This window comes from Stenotrophomonas sp. YJH_SMC_40, assembly GCF_059368615.1.
The window spans coordinates 14,286-28,924 of sequence record NZ_JCAFRX010000016.1 but is presented as its reverse complement, the minus strand read 5'-3'; the positions used below and the strand labels follow the sequence as shown (position 1 = coordinate 28,924).

Here is a 14,639-nt window from a genome sequence, read left to right as displayed (position 1 = left end):
AAGAAGTTATTACTTCTTGGCTTCTTCAGCAGCGTCCTTGGCCTTCTCAGCGGTGCCTTCAGCAGCCTTGGCAGCGTCAGCAGCAGCGCCGGCAGCAGCGTCGGTGGCAGCACCGGCGGTCTGGGCAGCGGCGTCGGTGGCGGCGTCAGCAGCGGTGGCGGCGGTGTCAGCGGCCTGCTGGGCAGCGTCGGCGGTCTGGGCGCCAGCAGCGGCGGCCTGGTCGGCAGCAGCCTGGGCTTCGGTGGCGGCTTCGTTGGCCGAAGCAGCGGCGTCCTGGGCAGCTTCCTGCTTCGAGCAGGCGGCCAGGGCCAGAGCCAGGGACATCGCGACCAGCAGCTTGTTGATGCTCATTGTGTAAATCCTCGTCGTTAGAATTAGGCAACGCGCATGCTGCGCGCCGACAACATGATGACAAGCCAAGATTGGGTGTCAAGCGATCCCGCATTCATTTTTGCGAAATCATCGTTAAATCTTTTTAAATCAATTCGATGGCGATTGCCGTTGCTTCGCCGCCGCCGATGCAGAGGGTGGCAATGCCGCGCTTGCCACCACGCGTGCGCAGAGCGTTGACCAGGGTCACCACAAGACGTGCGCCGGAGGCACCGATGGGGTGACCCAGTGCGCAGGCGCCGCCATTCACGTTGAGCTTGTCGTGAGGGATGCCCAGTTCGCGCATCGGGGCCATCGCCACCACGGCAAAGGCTTCGTTGATTTCGAACAGATCGACCTGGTCCAGCGACCAGCCGGTCTTGCCCAGCAGCTTGTGCAGCGCGCCGATCGGCGCGGTGGTGAACCACTCCGGTTCCTGCGAGTGGGTGGCGTGGCCGACGACGCGGGCCAGTGGCGTGATGCCTCGCGCGGCGGCATCCTCTTCGGTCAGCAGCACCACCGCGGCGGCACCGTCGGAGATGCTGGAGGAACTGGCGGCGGTCACGCTGCCGTCCTTCTTGAAGGCCGGACGCAGGGTCGGGATCTTGGCGATGTCCGAGCGCCCCGGCTGCTCGTCGGTGGCGACCTCGACGTCACCCTTGCGGGTGGCTACCTTCACCGCGACGATCTCGTCGGCGAACGCACCATTGGCCTGGGCAGCCTGCGCGCGCTTGACCGACTCGATCGCATAGGCGTCCTGCTCTTCGCGGCTGAACTGGTACTTGTCCACCGCGCACTCGGCGAATTCGCCCATGGCCTTGCCGTCATAGGCGTTGACCAGGCCATCGTGGGCCATGTGGTCGACCGCCTGGAAGTTGCCGAAACGGTTGCCGGTACGGGAGTTCGGCAGCATGTGCGGGGCGTTGGACATCGATTCCATGCCGCCGGCGACCACGATGCTGGCCGAGCCGGCCTTGATCAGGTCATGGCCGAGCATGATGGTCTTCATGCCCGAGCCGCACACCTTGTTCAGCGTGGTGGCACCGGCCGACAGCGGGATGCCGGCGGCGATCGCCGCCTGGCGGGCGGGCGCCTGGCCGAGGTTGGCCGGCAGCACGCAGCCCATCAGGACTTCGGAAACGTCGCTGGCCGGGACACCCGATTGTTCCAGCGCGGCGGCGATGGCTGCAGCGCCGAGGGTCGGGGTCGGCACGCCGTTGAACTGGCCGAGGAAGGAGCCGATGGCGGTGCGCTTGGCGGCGGCGATGACGATGTTGGACATGGCAATCTCGTTGATGCGTAAGCAATGTTCGGAAAGGAGACCGGAGGCCGTTGGATGCGCCCCGGTTTCCCGGCAGACTGCGTGGGGGTCGGCCCAAGTATAGAGGGTCGGGGAGGGCTGCCGCTGTGCGGCGCCGAACGCCTGCCGGGATGAATGCAGGCCAACGTTCACGGGAAGGAATCGATGGAGCGAACGATGATGGTGAGGTCTGTGCTGGCAACCGCGCTGGCGATGGCGCTGACGGCCTGTGGTGGAGGCGGCGGAGGCGGCAGCAACGTGCGCGTCGACCCGCCCCCGACCACGCCGACCCCTCCAACCACGCCTCCGCCGACGACACCACCGCCGGCCAAGCCGCAGGAGCCGGCCTTTGACGCGCATCTTTCAGTCACCAACGCGCGTGCCGCACAGGCCGCCGGCCTGACCGGGCAGGGCGTGCGCATCGGCATCGTCGATTCGGGCGTGCAGCGCAACGCGGTGGCCTTGAATGGTCGCGTGCTGGCCAACTTCAATTACATCGATCCCGCCAGGAACAACCTGGCGGTTGATGACGTGGTCGGGCATGGCACCGCCGTGGCCAGCCTCGCCGCCGGCGCAGCAGTGGGGACCTGGCCGGGCGGTATCGCGCCAGGCGCCCAGATCGTCTCGGCAAGGATCATTTCCGACAAGCCGCCGACCGATGACGGCAGTGGCCAGGGCAATGCCTTCAGTGGGCCGCTGGGCGTGGCCCAGGTCCACCAGGACCTGATCAGCTACAACGTGAAGGTGATGAACAACTCGTGGGGCGGCCTGTACTGGACCGACCTGCCGACCACCGCGCAGGTAGCCGCCGAATACCGGCCGTTCGTGATCAACCACGGTGGCCTGGTGGTGTTCGCCGCCGGCAATGACGGCCGCAGCGAGCCGAGCAGCCTGGCCGCGCTGCCCAGCCAGAAGGGCGTGGCAGGCACGCTTCCGGCGGCCGATCTGGAGCGCGGCTGGCTGGTGGCCACGGCGGTGGACCCGTTTACGCCGGGCGCGCTGGCCAGCTATTCGAATGCCTGCGGCCAGGCGGCCCGCTACTGCCTGGCAGCGCCGGGCAGCGCGGTCTACCCGGATGCCAACGGTGGCAGCTACTACTGGAACTACGGCACCTCGTTCGCCGCGCCGCTGGTCTCCGGTGCGGCGGCGCTGGTCTGGCAGCGCTTCCCCTACTTCAACAACGATCTGGTGAGGCAGACCCTGCTGGGCACTGCCAAGGACATCGGTGCGCCCGGCGTGGATCCGGTGTTCGGCTATGGCCTGCTCGACATCGGTCGCGCGATCAACGGTCCCGGCCGCTTCGACTGGGGCGATGTGGTTGCCAACGTTGATGCCGGCTCGACCAACTCGATGTGGAGCAACGGCATCACCGGCAGCGGTGGCCTGGTCAAGCAGGGCGGAGGCAAGCTGGTACTGGCCGGCAACAACAGCTATTCCGGCGCCACCCGCATCGAGCGCGGCATCCTGACGCTGCAGAACGGTGGCGTGATCCGTTCAAATGTGACGATCCTCGCCCAGCCCGACCCGGACTCCACCGGTCTGCAGTTCAACGGTGGCACGCCGCGGGTGATCGGCAATGTGGTCAACGGCGGCAGCGTGTTCCTCACCACCGGCAACACCACCGGCACCATCGAGGGCAACTACACCCAGCAGCCCGGCGCGCAGCTGATGATCGCGCTCGGTGCCAACGCACTTCAGGTCACCGGCAACGCAACGATCAATGGCGGTGTGCGTGTGCACGGCTTCGTCTCCGGCTATGTGCCGCAGAACGGAACGCGCCAGGACCTCATCCACGCCGCGGGTGGCCTGAACGGCACCTTCAGTACCCAAGCCACTTCTACCGGCCTGCAGGGGCTGACCCTGGTGGCACCCACGTATGGCTACGACAGCAACAACGCCTGGTTGAACGTGAACCAGGTCAGCGTCACCGCCGCAGCCAGTGGCCTGAGCGCCTCCGCACAAGCCGCAGCGCAGCGACTGGAAGGCGCATTCGCAGTGCTCGACGGCAACACCGGCCTGCAGGGATCGCCCTTCGGTGCGGCAGCCGGTGCGCTGCAGTGGGCCGGAGGCGGCCAGCAGGGCCTGGCCGACAGCCTGCAGAGCCTGTCCGGCCAGGCGCATGCCCGCGCCGAGGCCGCCACCTTCGACAGCATCGACATGTCGCGGCGTGCGATTGCCGAGCGCTTCGATCGTGTACAGGCCACCCCGCGCCTGCGCGGGAGCTGGCAGAGCGCGCTGGGTGAGGCGGGGCAGGGCAGCTTCGCCGGCAACGCCGCCGACAGCCGGGGCTGGATGGCCGGCCAGGATCTGCCTCTGGGCGGCAACGGCCTGATGGGCGTCGCCTTCGGCGAGACCCGCAGCAATGGAGGCAGCAGCTTCGGCGGTGATCGCGGGCGCGACCGCCAGGCGCAGGCACAGTTGTACGCTGGCTGGAGCCTGGGGCGTGGCTATGCGCTGGCCCAGTTCGGCAGTGGCCAGTTCACCCGCGCGCTGGATCGCCAGCTGCTGCTGGGTGCGGGCGCCTATGGTGTCTCGGCGCGTTACGGCGGGCGTTTCAGCAGCGCCAGCGTGGAAGGCGGATATCGCCTGGGCCGCGCAGGGGCTTCGGTGACGCCCTACCTCGGTGCCAGCACCACGCGTGTCGATACCGATGCGTTCAATGAGCTGGGCGGTTTCGGCTTCGGCCTGCGGGGTGATGCCACCCGCGCGCAGCGCAGCCAGATGCTGGCCGGCATCCGTGGCGAGCGGGGCTGGGGGCGTTGGAACCTGCGCGGACACGCCGAGTGGCAGCAGCGGCTGGACGGCGGTGACGCCGATTGGCAGGCCAGTTTTGTCGGCGTGGATGCCTGGGCGCCGCTGGCAGGCTGGAATGCGCCGCGCGGCAGTGCGCTGATCGGCGTCGCGCTGGAATCGTGGTGGGGCCGCAATGGCCGCTTGAGCCTGGGTTTCGACCAGCGTATCGGTGGCGAGGGCGCGCGGCAGGCTGCGTTGCGCTACAGCACCGGGTTCTGAGCAATCGGTCGCGCCGGGAAGGCTCCCGGCGCGACGTCTGCAGCCTCAGCCGCCGCGCAGGTTGCCCAGTCGCGGAGTGCTGCGGCCCAGCGGCATCTTCAGCTTGCCGATCGACAGGATGCGGCTTTCCGCAATGCGATCGGCGGCCCGCTGCGGCGCGATGTTCTCGCGCTGCGACAGTTCGAAGATGCGGGTGAGGTTGTGGTAGATGCTGCGGATCAGGCGCATCGCGCGTTCGCGGTTGTAGCCGTCGATCTCCAGCGACACGTTCATCACACCGCCGGCGTTGACGGCGTAGTCGGGGGCGTAGAGGATGCCGCGCGCATGCAGTTCGTCGCCGATCTCCAGGCTCGACAGCTGGTTGTTGGCAGTGCCGCAGATGATCTTGGCCTTGATCCGCGGCAGCGTGTCGGCGTTGATCGCGCCTTCCAGCGCACACGGTGCGAACACATCGGCGTTCACTTCGTGGATCTCGTCCGGCTTGACCGCCTCGGCGCCGAAATCGCTGACTGCACGATCAACTAGGGCACTGTCCAGGTCGGTGACATACAGCTTGGCACCGCGGTCACGCAGCAGTTTCACCAGTTCCATGCCGATGTGGCCCAGACCCTGCACCGCGATGCTGGTCTTGCCTACTTCCTCATGGCCGAACTTGAAGCGCATCGACGCCATCAGCGCCTGCAGTGCGCCGTAGGCCGTGAAAGGCGCCGGATCGCCGGAGCCACCATGGACCTGGTGCACGCCGGTCACGAACTGGCTCTCCAGGTAGATGTTCTCCATGTCGTTGACGTCGGTGCCAACGTCCTCGGCGGTGATGTAGCGGCCGCCCAGTGAATCGACGTAGCGGCCGAAGGCGCGGAACAGTACCTCGGTCTTGTCCGTCTTCGGGTCGCCGATGATCACCGCCTTGCCGCCGCCCACGTTGAGCCCGGCCAGCGCATTCTTGTAGGTCATCGTCCGGCTCAGCCGCAGCACATCGGCCAGCGCCTCGTCGGTGCTGGCGTAAGGGCGCATGCGCACGCCGCCCAGGGCGGGGCCCAGGGTGGTGTTGTGGATGGCGATGATCGCCTTCAGGCCGGCATCGTGGTTGTGGCAGAACACCACTTGTTCGTGGCCGGTGGTGGCGAGGGTTTCGAATAGCATGGCGTCTCCGATGGCGCGAACAGCGGCGAACTGCAGCGAACGGCCAGTGAACGGTAGGGTCCCAAAACAAAAAAAGCGACGTCGTCAGTGCAGGGGGACGGGTCGCGCGGCGCCATTCTAGTCCATTCCCCCGGTCGCTGCCGTCGACATCGCCGCCCTTCCGGTTAAAGAAGATGAAAGTGCGGCCGATGCTGCGACGACGGCGGGTGGCCGGATTCGCGTGAAGAGGCAGGGCGGTCAGTGACGGCAAGGGCACCACAACGACAGGGCAGGCGGCGATGACGCCGGCCTGGTGGCGATCGCTGCGCGGCTGGCTGGCGCGCTCGACCGGGGCGGCTCCGTTGCGCCTGGCGGCCGTATCGCGACAGGCGGTCGCTGCTGCCGCAGCCAGCCTTCAGGGCGAGGCGCTGCAGGCCGGTGAGATCGCCGCCCACCTGCAGCGCGGCCTGCATGCACTTGCCCTGTACCCACGGCTGGCTGGCGAGCCTGCCCCCGTGCAGGATCCGGCACTCGGCGAAGCGGTGGCGCGCGCGCTGCAGGACCGTGACTGGGCCGCCCGGCACCTGCCACGGCGCCCGCAACTGCTGCCGCAGCTGATCCAGACCGTCAACGACGATGCCGCCTCGGCACGGGTGATGGCGGCGATCATCGGCCAGGACCCGGTGCTGACCGGAAATCTGCTGCGCATCGCCAACAGCCCGGCCTACAAGGTGCATGAGCGGCCAGTGGAAAGCCTGCAGCGTGCGGTGACCCTGGTCGGTACCGAGGGCGTGCGCCAGATCATCAGCGCAGTGCTGGTGCAGCCGGTGATGCAGGTGCAGTGCGGCATGTTTCCGCAGTTCAGCACGATCATCTGGGAGCACGCACTGCTGGCTTCGCGTGCGGCCGCCGATCATGCGCGCACGGTCACCTTCGGTGATGCCTTCGCTGCGCAGTGGCTGGGCCTGGTGCAGGGGCTGGGGTCAGCGCTGGTGATGCGCCAGCTGCTGCAGGAAGCGCAGGCACGCGACGAAACCGTGGAGCCGGCGCTGGCCCTGCAACTGCTCCAGCAATGGTCGTTGCCGCTGGCACAACGCGTGGCTGCAGCCTGGGAGCTGCCCGAGCCCGTGCACCAGGCACTGGCGCCGGAGGCCGATGGCCCACTCGCCGACAGCCTGCGTCTGGCCAGCGCTGCGGCGGCAGCCAGCCTGCTGTGCCGGCATGGACATGCCAGCCAGAGCCGCATGCTGGCCCTGCTCGAACAGTTGCCTTCAGCGCCGCCGCATGCCCTGCGTTGGATCTGGCGGCGCCTGCATGGACGCAGCGTGGAAACACGTGATGAGGCCGGACAGGAAGAGGCGGGTCCAACGCCCTGAGCGCTACAGCTGCGATTCGACCGGCAGCCAGCTGATCACCCGCGACAACCAGCGTTTGCGCGCTGTTGCCCCCGGCTCCGCCTCCACCCAGTGCGGTGGCGGTTCGCGCTCCAGCCAGCGCAACCGGCGACGGTCATCCAGCACCAGCCACCAGCTGTGCCTGGGATCAGCCAGGCGCAGGTACTCGTCCCGCAGCTGTGCGCCCAGCACCGGGTCGTCGAACAGCACGCCCATCTCGGTGTTCAGATAGGCCGAGCGCGGGTCGAGGTTGAACGAACCGACAAAACCGCGGCGGTCATCGACCAGGAACGCCTTGGTATGCAGGCTGGCGCCGCTGCTGCCGAACACGCCGGCATCGCCGGACTGCCCTTGTGCCTTCAGTTCGTAAAGGTGGACGCCGGCTTCGAGCAACGGCACGCGGTAGCCCATGTAGCCACCATGTACGGCGGCGACGTCATTGGCGGCCAGTGAGTTGGTGACCACGCCGACCTGCACGCCCCGCCCGGACATGGCCGAAAAGCCATCCAGGCCCTCCTTGCCGGGAACGAAGTAGGGCGAGATCAACAGGGCCTTGTGCCTGGCGGCCTGCAGCTCGCTGATCAGGGTCGACACCAGCCAGGCAGCGCGATCGTCCTTGCGGTGCTTCATCGGCGGGTCGGACACGATGCGCACTGCACCGCTCCAGCGCAGCGGCTCGGGGCTCGGGCGCTGCCGCTTGCGCGATTCGGCCACGCGCGCCAGGTACGGCCGGGCCACGTCCCGCTGCGCCTCATGGTCCGATTCGCGCACCAGCAGGCGCAGTTGTGCGTCGGTATGGAAGGCAAGCGCGGATACCGGAATGGCGGTTTCGCTGTTCCAGTAGTCGTCGAAGATGCGGTTGGCCTGCTCCACGGCGGGGCCGGCGACCAGCAGGTCCAGATCCTGGAAGTTCACATCGGTGCGCGCGCTGAAATACTCCTCGCCGATGTTGCGGCCACCGACGATCGCGACGCGGCCATCGGCGATCCAGCTCTTGTTGTGCATGCGGTGGTTCACGCTGAAGAAGCGCTGCACCATCTCCACCATGCGCAGGATGCCGGTCCGGTTGCGGAACGGGTTGTACAGGCGGATCTCGATGTTCGGATGCGCATCGAGCGCCATCATCAGCGCGTCCTTGTCCTTGGCATTCATGTCATCAAGCAGGATGCGCACGCGCACGCCGCGCTCGGCGGCGTCATACAGCGCCTTGGCCATCAGGTGGCCGATCAGGTCGTCGTGCCAGATGTAGTACTGCAGGTCCAGGCTGCGGCCTGCGTGCGTGGTGATCATCGCGCGTGCGGCGAAGGCATCCATGCCATCACTGAGGAAGGCCACGCCGGACTGGCCGGGATGGGCCTCCTGCAATGGCACGATCTGCTGGTCGATGCGGGTCTGCGCCGGCTGCAGTGGCAGCACGTGCGAAGGCGTGCCCCGTGCCTGCGGCGTGAGGTGGTCGGCCAGCAGCAGGCCGGACAGCACCAGCAGCACCAGCGCAGCGAGAATGATTGCAGCGATGCGCAGCAGGCGTCGCCACAGCGGCTTGGGCAGGCTCATGCCCCGATGGTAGAGCCACGCCATGCGTGAAGGAATGCCTGCAGGATCGACCGGCACGGGATCCCACCCCGAGGGGGCGTCACCGATGGGGGCGGATCCCATTCCACAGGAAAGGGCTCTGACCCGCACACCTCAGAACCGCTCGTCGCTGCCCAGGTAGCGCCACTGCCCCGGCGGCAGCGGCCCCAGCGCCACGCGTCCGATACGCAGGCGGCGCACCCCGGTCACCTGCAGCCCGGCGGCTGTCACCGCTGCACGCAGGCCCTTGGCGGTAAGCCCCTTGCCGGCAAAGCGCAGGCGTTGTTCGCTCTGCCAGCTGACCTTGCCGCCGCCGGCCTCCTGCTGCAGACGCGCCATCAGCCATGGCCCACGCTCCGGGCCGCCTTCGGCCACTTCGATCAGGTATTCCTGCTCGGTGCGGCCCAGATTGCGCTGCAGATGGGCCAGCGCGGCCGGATCCTGGCTGACCACCACCAGGCCGCTGTCGCTGGCCGGAAGCGAGGCGGCCAGCTGCAGGCCATGGAAGTGACGCTGCAGCGGACGGATGTCGCTGGCATCGAGTTCGCTGCGGCTGTCACTGCTGACCAGCGCACACAGGGTCTCAGCGGCAACGCCGGCCGGCTTGTTCAACAGCATGCTGACCCGCTCGGCCTTTTCATCGCTGGCCTGCGCGGCTACGACGATCACCGCGCTGTCATCGACCGGGCGCTGCGGCTGCTCCACCACGTCGCCGTTGACCGTGACCCAGCCGCCTTCGATGTAGCGTCGCGCTTCGCCGCGCGGGATGCCGAGCAGGGCGGACAGGCGTTTGTCGAGACGGATCGGTTCCATGGCGGCAAGGTCGGGCAGGGGGCGCGCAGTGTAGCTGCTGCGGCCGGTCAGCGCTGGCCGCGGTTGGCCAGCTCGGTCAGGTACAGGCGGGTATCGAACTCCAGCTGCAGGTACTCCGGCTCCATGTGCTGGCACAGCTGGTAGAAGGCCTTGTTGTGGTCGACTTCCTTCAGGTGGGCCAACTCATGCACCACGATCATGCGCAGGAACGCTGCCGGTGCCTGGCGGAACACGGTGGCGATGCGGATCTCGCGGCTGGCCTTGAGGCGGCCGCCGTGCACGCGGGAAATGGCGGTATGAGTGCCCAGCGCGTGCTTGATCACTTCCAGCGTGTTGTCGTAGCAGACCTTGTTGAGCGGCACCGACTTGCGCAGGTAGCGGTCCTTCAGCTCCTGGGTGTAGTCGTACAGCTGGCGGTCGCTGCGCACTTCATGCGGGTCGGGGTAGCGCTGCTGCAGCCAGGGGCCGAGCTTGCCCTGCGCCAGCAGTTCGCTGACCTGGGCGACCAGGGGTTCGGGATAGCCGGTGAGGTACTTCAGGACTGCCATGCAGGGGCGGCGGGGCGTCGGTAGAATGGGGCATCCAAGATTACACGCGGTACGCACCGACCATGGCAAAGCCCAACGCGCTGCAGGAACAATTGCTCAAGGCCGGCCTGGCCAAGAAGTCGCAGGCCAGCGCCGCCGCGCGCGAGCAGGCCAAGGCCCGCCAGGGCAAGGCCGAATCGACCTCGGCCGAGGTCCAGCGCGAGGCTGAACGCGTCCGCGCCGAGAAGATCGAGCGCGACCGCGCGCTGGCCGCCGAGCGCAATGCGCAGGCCAGGCAGGCTGAACAGAAGGCGCAGGCGAAGCAGATCATCGCGGCCCATGCCGTGCCCCACAAGGGCGATGACGAGTACCGCTTCAGCGATGGCACGGCGATCCGCACCCTGCTGATCGACCCCAAGCTGCGCAAGGCGCTGTCGGTGGGCGTGCTGGTCATCGTTGCCCACGGCGACGGTTACGCGCTGCTGCCACGTGCTGCTGCCGAGAAGGTGCGTGAGCGCGCCCCGGAAGCGATCATCGTCGACCACGGCCAGCCGGGCTCGACCGCGGAGATCTCCACCGGCAACGCCGAGGACGACGCCTACTACGCCCAGTTCCAGGTGCCGGACGACCTGGTCTGGTAAACAAGAAGGGGACGGAGGGGATTAAGTCGCAATCGGCTTGATCGAACCCATCCGCGCTCTGTTCGTCTTCCTGAAGAGCAGCCGAGCGTGGCTCGGATCTACATTAAGGCGTGCCTTTTTGCCGGGGTGTATCGTCTCCATATCAGGCGACACACCTGCGGAGGATGGCCATGGCTACCGGTTGGGCGGGAGACGGCGCGGTCCAGGACCAGATCGACGCCACCGTCGACGATGCGATCGCCCGCGCGCGGCGCCAGCTGCGGCAGGGCCCGGGTCTGGACCACTGTGAGGAATGCGACGCGCCGATCCCGTTGGCGCGGCGCCAGGCTGTGCCTGGTGTTCGACTGTGCGTGGCGTGCCAGCAGGCGCATGACGACGAAGAACAGGCGCATGCCGGCTACAACCGGCGTGGCAGCAAGGACAGCCAGCTGAGGTAAGGGGTGTTTTATTGCAGGGCTGCGCCCTGCACCTGCAGAAGCAACGTCAACATCAAAGGCTGGCATTCCGTGGGTTGGCAGGGCGGTGTCGGAGTGCGGGGACGCCGTGAACCCGTCCATGGGGGCTTGGCCGCGGCATCCATGCCGCGGACACCCCGCACTCCGACACCGCCCCGCCTCTGACAGATTTCCGCGATCTGTTGGAACCCGCTGCTGATGCCGACCGTTGGTCGGCACGGGGTCGGATTCAATTTTGACTATCGATATCTGACAGATGTGCCGACCAACGGTCGGCACCCACCAACAGTGCGCGGAATCTGTCAGAGGTGGGGCGGTGTGGGTGGGCAGGACCGTTGGCGCCATGGATGGCGCCGTCGAGCCCCCATGGACGGGTTTACGGCGTGTCCTGACCACCCACACCGCCCCGCCATCCCACGGAATGCCGCTCTTGATCTTGCTTCGGCTTCGGCCTCTGCAGGTGCAGGGCGCAGCCCTGCAAAGGAAGACCCCCTCAGCCGTCGCCCTGGATGCCGCCGGGGGCCTGTGCCGGGTCGCGCCAGCGCCGCACCGTGCGCTGGAAGAACAGGTTGTTCGGCAGCTGCAGCACCGTGCCCTCGTGGCCGTCGCCGGTTTCCTGCAGCGTGGTGTAGATCAGGTTCACGTCGATCACCCGGCCCTTCAGGCCCGGTTTCTCGCCGTTCTCCAGCACCTCGATGTAGTCATGCAGGCGGAACGGGCGCGTGGTGAAGATCAGCAGCGTGCAGAAGATGTTGGAGAGCACGCTCCAGGCCGCGAAGAAGGCCACCGCACCCACCGCCGCGAAGCCGGTGAACGCGGTCCACAATACCGACGGCGATGCGCCGAGCAGGCTGAGGATGTACAGCACTGCGCTGAAATAGACCACGAAACTGGTGATCCGGCGCGCGCCCATCACCATTTCCGGTGGCAGCGTGTAGTGCTCGGCGAAGCGGCGGATCAAGCGCCGTGCCAGCACCCGCAGCAGCCACGCGGCCAGCAGGGTGAGCAGGATCTTCACGGCGATACCCGCGTCGTGGAGCCAAGGGTAGGTCCAGGCCGGCAGGTGATCCTTCAGCGACAACATCATGGGGGCGACGACGGGTGGCAATAACGGCCCTCGATGTTACCCGGCGCGTGCGGGGGATTCGACCGCCGGGGTCCAGGCCAGGCAGACCAGCTCCTGGCGGTGCTGCTGCAGGCAGGCGCGGCCGTTGTCGGGGCGCAGCTGCAGTGACAGGCCCAGCGCCTGCAGCAGGACGCAGGCAGCGATCACCAGCAGGGCGGCGCAGGAAGGGCTGGACATGGCAGGACTCCCGGACGGCAGATTCGCGAAGGACCTTCCATGGATGCAGCAGCCGTCGAAAAGGTTGCATGGCATCGGCCGTCGATCGGCTCTAAACCTTTTCCCGGGTCGCCGCATCCAAGCGATATGCTCGACACCACCATGCCCGCGCTGCCTGCCGCCAACGACGCCGTCGACGAACCCGCCCTGGTGCGGGCGGCGGCCGCCGGCGACACCGCTGCCTACGAACTGCTGTACCGGCGTCACGCGCCGCGTGTATTCGCTGTCCTGTGGCGGTTGTGTGGCGGCCAGCAGGCACGTGCCGAGGATGCGTTGCAGGAGGCCTTCCTGCAGGCCTGGAAAGCCCTGCCAGGGTTCCGTTTCGAGAGCAGCCTGTCCACCTGGCTGCATCGGCTGGGGGTCAACGCCGCACTGATGGAACTGCGCGGTCGCGCCGCAGGGCAGGATCACGACAGCCTGGAGGATGTCGATGGCGGCCTGCAGGAACTGGCGGTGCATGACCGTTGCGCGGGTACCGAGCGTGACCTGGAGCGCGCATTGTCGACACTGCCACCACGGGCGCGTGCGGTACTGGTGCTGCACGATATCGAAGGCTGGAAACACCAGGAAATCGCCGAGCAGCTGCAGATGGCAGTCGGCAGTTCCAAGGCACAGCTGCATCGTGCGCGCGGCCTGTTGCGCGCACGGCTGGGAGACATGACATGAGTACACACGAACACGATTCCGATCACGACCTGCTGGCCCGGCTGCGCGCGCTGCCGAACGAGCGCGATGTACCCGCCGATGGCTGGGCACGCCTGTCCGCCCGGCTGCCGCCGCGTGAATCGCAGGCAGCACCCGCGCCAACGGACAACGTGGTGGTCCTGCCGGTGCGTTCGCGGCGCCGCTGGTGGTTGCCGGCCGGCGCTGCCCTGGCTGCCAGCCTGGCACTGTATGCGGTGGCGCCGTGGCGGCATGCGCAGCCGGATATGCCGGCGCCGTCCGCCCTGCAGCTGCAGGCCGCGGCGATGACCGAGCAGTACCAGCAGGCCGTGGCCGCGCTGCCCGATGGACGGGCGCCGGAATGGCAGCCGGCCCTGCATGAATTGGATGAAAGCGCGGCGCAGATCCGTGCCGCCCTGGCGCAGGACCCGCGTGCGCCGCACCTGCTTGGCCAGCTCAAGCGCACCTATGCGCTGCGGCTGGAACTGACCCGGCAGGCGGCCTATGCCGCCGAGTCCGGCTTGACGACCTGAGGAGACCCCCATGACCCGAACCCTGATTTCCTGTTGCGTCGCGCTGCTGTTGGCCCCTGCCGTGGCGCTGGCCGACACCCGCATCGACGAGCGCCACACCTTGGCTGCGGGGGGGCGCATCGAGCTGAGCAACGTGGCCGGCAAGGTGACCGTGCGTGGCTGGGACCGCAATGACGTGCAGCTCACCGGCACGCTCAGCGACGGCCTGCAGTTGCGCCAGGAAAAAAGCGCCAACCGTGTGCGCTGGGAGATCGAATATCCGCGCCGCAGCAACAACGGCGGTGCAACGCTGGTGCTGAACGTGCCGCGATCGGTGGAGCTGCTGCTGAGCACGGTCAGCGCCAGCCAGGACATCAGTGGTATCGATGTGCGACGGCTGCAGGCCGACACGGTCAGCGGCAGCCTGAGCGCGGCTGGCCGCAGTGGCGACAGCAAGCTCAACACGGTCAGTGGCAGCGTCAGCGCACGCCTGCAGACGCCGAAGCTGGATGTGAACACCGTCAGTGGCCGCATCGAGGCCGGCGGTGGCGTGTCCGGTGATATCGGTGCGCAGACGGTGTCCGGACGGGTCGAGGTCGACGCCGGGCGCGTGCAGCGACTGGCGGTGGAAACCGTTTCGGGCAGCATCGATCTGGCAGCGGCCGGGCTGGCGCCCGGTGGCCGCATCAATGTCGAATCGGTCAGTGCCTCGGTCACGCTGAGCCTGCCACGCACGGTGTCGGCACAGCTGTCGGTGAACAGCTTCAGCGGCTCGATCAACAGCGACGCCGGTCAGGTGGAGCGGCCGCGCTATGGGCCGGGCAGCCATCTCGATACGCGTCTGGGGGGCGGCGATGGAGACATCCGCATCCAGTCGCATTCGGGCAGTGTGCGGGTACGCCTGGATCGCTGAGCAC

The 14,639-nt window shown here is 67.7% G+C and carries 15 protein-coding genes; 7 read left to right on the top strand and 8 right to left on the bottom strand.

What is annotated here, in order from left to right:
* Positions 1-9 precede the first annotated feature (9 nt).
* Together AC5P6X_RS20860 and AC5P6X_RS20855 are read right to left on the bottom strand one after the other, a co-directional pair.
* A complete protein-coding gene (locus AC5P6X_RS20860) occupies positions 10-351 on the bottom strand; it encodes a hypothetical protein (RefSeq protein ID WP_005410581.1) in 342 nt (113 codons plus the stop codon).
* A gap of 124 nt (positions 352-475) precedes the next feature.
* The gene (locus AC5P6X_RS20855) at positions 476-1,651 is read right to left on the bottom strand and encodes a thiolase family protein (RefSeq protein ID WP_169448277.1); all 1,176 of its coding nucleotides are present in this window, start codon (positions 1,649-1,651) and stop codon (positions 476-478) included.
* A 183-nt stretch (positions 1,652-1,834) separates the two neighbouring features.
* On the opposite strand from AC5P6X_RS20855, the gene AC5P6X_RS20850 reads away from it, so the two are divergent.
* Positions 1,835-4,681 (top strand): S8 family serine peptidase, encoded by a 2,847-nt coding sequence (locus AC5P6X_RS20850; RefSeq protein WP_329757054.1) that lies wholly within the window; start codon positions 1,835-1,837, stop codon positions 4,679-4,681.
* 45 nt (positions 4,682-4,726) lie between these two features.
* Here the strand turns inward: AC5P6X_RS20850 and AC5P6X_RS20845 are convergent, their stop codons facing one another.
* Positions 4,727-5,824, bottom strand: coding sequence for a Glu/Leu/Phe/Val dehydrogenase dimerization domain-containing protein (locus AC5P6X_RS20845; RefSeq protein ID WP_005410578.1), 1,098 nt, complete (start codon positions 5,822-5,824; stop codon positions 4,727-4,729).
* A 278-nt stretch (positions 5,825-6,102) separates the two neighbouring features.
* Here AC5P6X_RS20845 and AC5P6X_RS20840 point away from each other — a divergent pair, with 278 nt between their 5' ends.
* Positions 6,103-7,179: an HDOD domain-containing protein gene (locus tag AC5P6X_RS20840; protein WP_005410577.1), complete on the top strand. Its 1,077-nt coding sequence runs from the start codon at positions 6,103-6,105 to the stop codon at positions 7,177-7,179.
* 3 nt (positions 7,180-7,182) lie between these two features.
* On the opposite strand, the gene AC5P6X_RS20835 is transcribed toward AC5P6X_RS20840, so the two are convergent.
* The 3 genes from AC5P6X_RS20835 to AC5P6X_RS20825 all read right to left on the bottom strand — a co-directional run bounded on the left by AC5P6X_RS20835 (position 7,183) and on the right by AC5P6X_RS20825 (position 10,130).
* Positions 7,183-8,775: a phospholipase D family protein gene (locus AC5P6X_RS20835; protein ID WP_108270165.1), complete on the bottom strand. Its 1,593-nt coding sequence runs from the start codon at positions 8,773-8,775 to the stop codon at positions 7,183-7,185.
* Between the two features lie 108 nt (positions 8,776-8,883).
* Positions 8,884-9,582, bottom strand: coding sequence for an RNA pseudouridine synthase (locus AC5P6X_RS20830; RefSeq protein WP_049450998.1), 699 nt, complete (start codon positions 9,580-9,582; stop codon positions 8,884-8,886).
* A gap of 47 nt (positions 9,583-9,629) precedes the next feature.
* Positions 9,630-10,130 (bottom strand): M48 metallopeptidase family protein, encoded by a 501-nt coding sequence (locus AC5P6X_RS20825; RefSeq protein WP_049451000.1) that lies wholly within the window; start codon positions 10,128-10,130, stop codon positions 9,630-9,632.
* 62 nt (positions 10,131-10,192) lie between these two features.
* Here AC5P6X_RS20825 and AC5P6X_RS20820 point away from each other — a divergent pair, with 62 nt between their 5' ends.
* Complete coding sequence (locus AC5P6X_RS20820) at positions 10,193-10,750, top strand: DUF2058 domain-containing protein (RefSeq protein WP_005414218.1); 558 nt, start codon at positions 10,193-10,195, stop codon at positions 10,748-10,750.
* A gap of 170 nt (positions 10,751-10,920) precedes the next feature.
* Positions 10,921-11,187 (top strand): DksA/TraR family C4-type zinc finger protein, encoded by a 267-nt coding sequence (locus AC5P6X_RS20815; RefSeq protein ID WP_049451018.1) that lies wholly within the window; start codon positions 10,921-10,923, stop codon positions 11,185-11,187.
* Positions 11,188-11,698: 511 nt separating this feature from the next.
* On the opposite strand, the gene AC5P6X_RS20810 is transcribed toward AC5P6X_RS20815, so the two are convergent.
* Positions 11,699-12,292 (bottom strand): mechanosensitive ion channel family protein, encoded by a 594-nt coding sequence (locus AC5P6X_RS20810; RefSeq protein ID WP_005410571.1) that lies wholly within the window; start codon positions 12,290-12,292, stop codon positions 11,699-11,701.
* A 36-nt stretch (positions 12,293-12,328) separates the two neighbouring features.
* Positions 12,329-12,508 (bottom strand): hypothetical protein, encoded by a 180-nt coding sequence (locus tag AC5P6X_RS20805; protein ID WP_005410570.1) that lies wholly within the window; start codon positions 12,506-12,508, stop codon positions 12,329-12,331.
* 126 nt (positions 12,509-12,634) lie between these two features.
* Between AC5P6X_RS20805 and AC5P6X_RS20800 the strand changes: the two genes are divergently transcribed.
* The 3 genes from AC5P6X_RS20800 to AC5P6X_RS20790 are packed head-to-tail and all read left to right on the top strand — an operon-like array spanning position 12,635 to position 14,635.
* The gene (locus AC5P6X_RS20800; RefSeq protein WP_005414221.1) at positions 12,635-13,213 is read left to right on the top strand and encodes an RNA polymerase sigma factor; all 579 of its coding nucleotides are present in this window, start codon (positions 12,635-12,637) and stop codon (positions 13,211-13,213) included.
* Complete coding sequence (locus AC5P6X_RS20795) at positions 13,210-13,743, top strand: hypothetical protein (protein WP_049451001.1); 534 nt, start codon at positions 13,210-13,212, stop codon at positions 13,741-13,743. The genes AC5P6X_RS20800 and AC5P6X_RS20795 overlap by 4 nt, the downstream gene beginning before the upstream one ends.
* A 10-nt stretch (positions 13,744-13,753) precedes the next feature.
* Positions 13,754-14,635 carry a DUF4097 family beta strand repeat-containing protein gene (locus AC5P6X_RS20790; RefSeq protein WP_005414223.1) on the top strand — a complete coding sequence of 294 codons (882 nt, stop codon included), beginning with the start codon at positions 13,754-13,756 and terminating at the stop codon, positions 14,633-14,635.
* Positions 14,636-14,639: the final 4 nt, after the last annotated feature.

Excerpts from the sequence above, each read along its gene's own strand:
- AC5P6X_RS20845 (WP_005410578.1), bottom strand. The coding sequence starts at position 5,824 with ATGCTATTCGAAACCCTCGCCACCACCGGCCACGAACAAGTGGTGTTC.
- AC5P6X_RS20790 (WP_005414223.1), top strand. The coding sequence starts at position 13,754 with ATGACCCGAACCCTGATTTCCTGTTGCGTCGCGCTGCTGTTGGCCCCT.
- AC5P6X_RS20835 (WP_108270165.1), bottom strand. The coding sequence starts at position 8,775 with ATGGCGTGGCTCTACCATCGGGGCATGAGCCTGCCCAAGCCGCTGTGG.
- AC5P6X_RS20850 (WP_329757054.1), top strand. The coding sequence starts at position 1,835 with ATGGAGCGAACGATGATGGTGAGGTCTGTGCTGGCAACCGCGCTGGCG.
- AC5P6X_RS20825 (WP_049451000.1), bottom strand. The coding sequence starts at position 10,130 with ATGGCAGTCCTGAAGTACCTCACCGGCTATCCCGAACCCCTGGTCGCC.
- AC5P6X_RS20830 (WP_049450998.1), bottom strand. The coding sequence starts at position 9,582 with ATGGAACCGATCCGTCTCGACAAACGCCTGTCCGCCCTGCTCGGCATC.
- AC5P6X_RS20820 (WP_005414218.1), top strand. The coding sequence starts at position 10,193 with ATGGCAAAGCCCAACGCGCTGCAGGAACAATTGCTCAAGGCCGGCCTG.
- AC5P6X_RS20795 (WP_049451001.1), top strand. The coding sequence starts at position 13,210 with ATGAGTACACACGAACACGATTCCGATCACGACCTGCTGGCCCGGCTG.
- AC5P6X_RS20840 (WP_005410577.1), top strand. The coding sequence starts at position 6,103 with ATGACGCCGGCCTGGTGGCGATCGCTGCGCGGCTGGCTGGCGCGCTCG.
- AC5P6X_RS20815 (WP_049451018.1), top strand. The coding sequence starts at position 10,921 with ATGGCTACCGGTTGGGCGGGAGACGGCGCGGTCCAGGACCAGATCGAC.
- AC5P6X_RS20805 (WP_005410570.1), bottom strand. The coding sequence starts at position 12,508 with ATGTCCAGCCCTTCCTGCGCCGCCCTGCTGGTGATCGCTGCCTGCGTC.
- AC5P6X_RS20855 (WP_169448277.1), bottom strand. The coding sequence starts at position 1,651 with ATGTCCAACATCGTCATCGCCGCCGCCAAGCGCACCGCCATCGGCTCC.
- AC5P6X_RS20800 (WP_005414221.1), top strand. The coding sequence starts at position 12,635 with ATGCTCGACACCACCATGCCCGCGCTGCCTGCCGCCAACGACGCCGTC.
- AC5P6X_RS20860 (WP_005410581.1), bottom strand. The coding sequence starts at position 351 with ATGAGCATCAACAAGCTGCTGGTCGCGATGTCCCTGGCTCTGGCCCTG.
- AC5P6X_RS20810 (WP_005410571.1), bottom strand. The coding sequence starts at position 12,292 with ATGATGTTGTCGCTGAAGGATCACCTGCCGGCCTGGACCTACCCTTGG.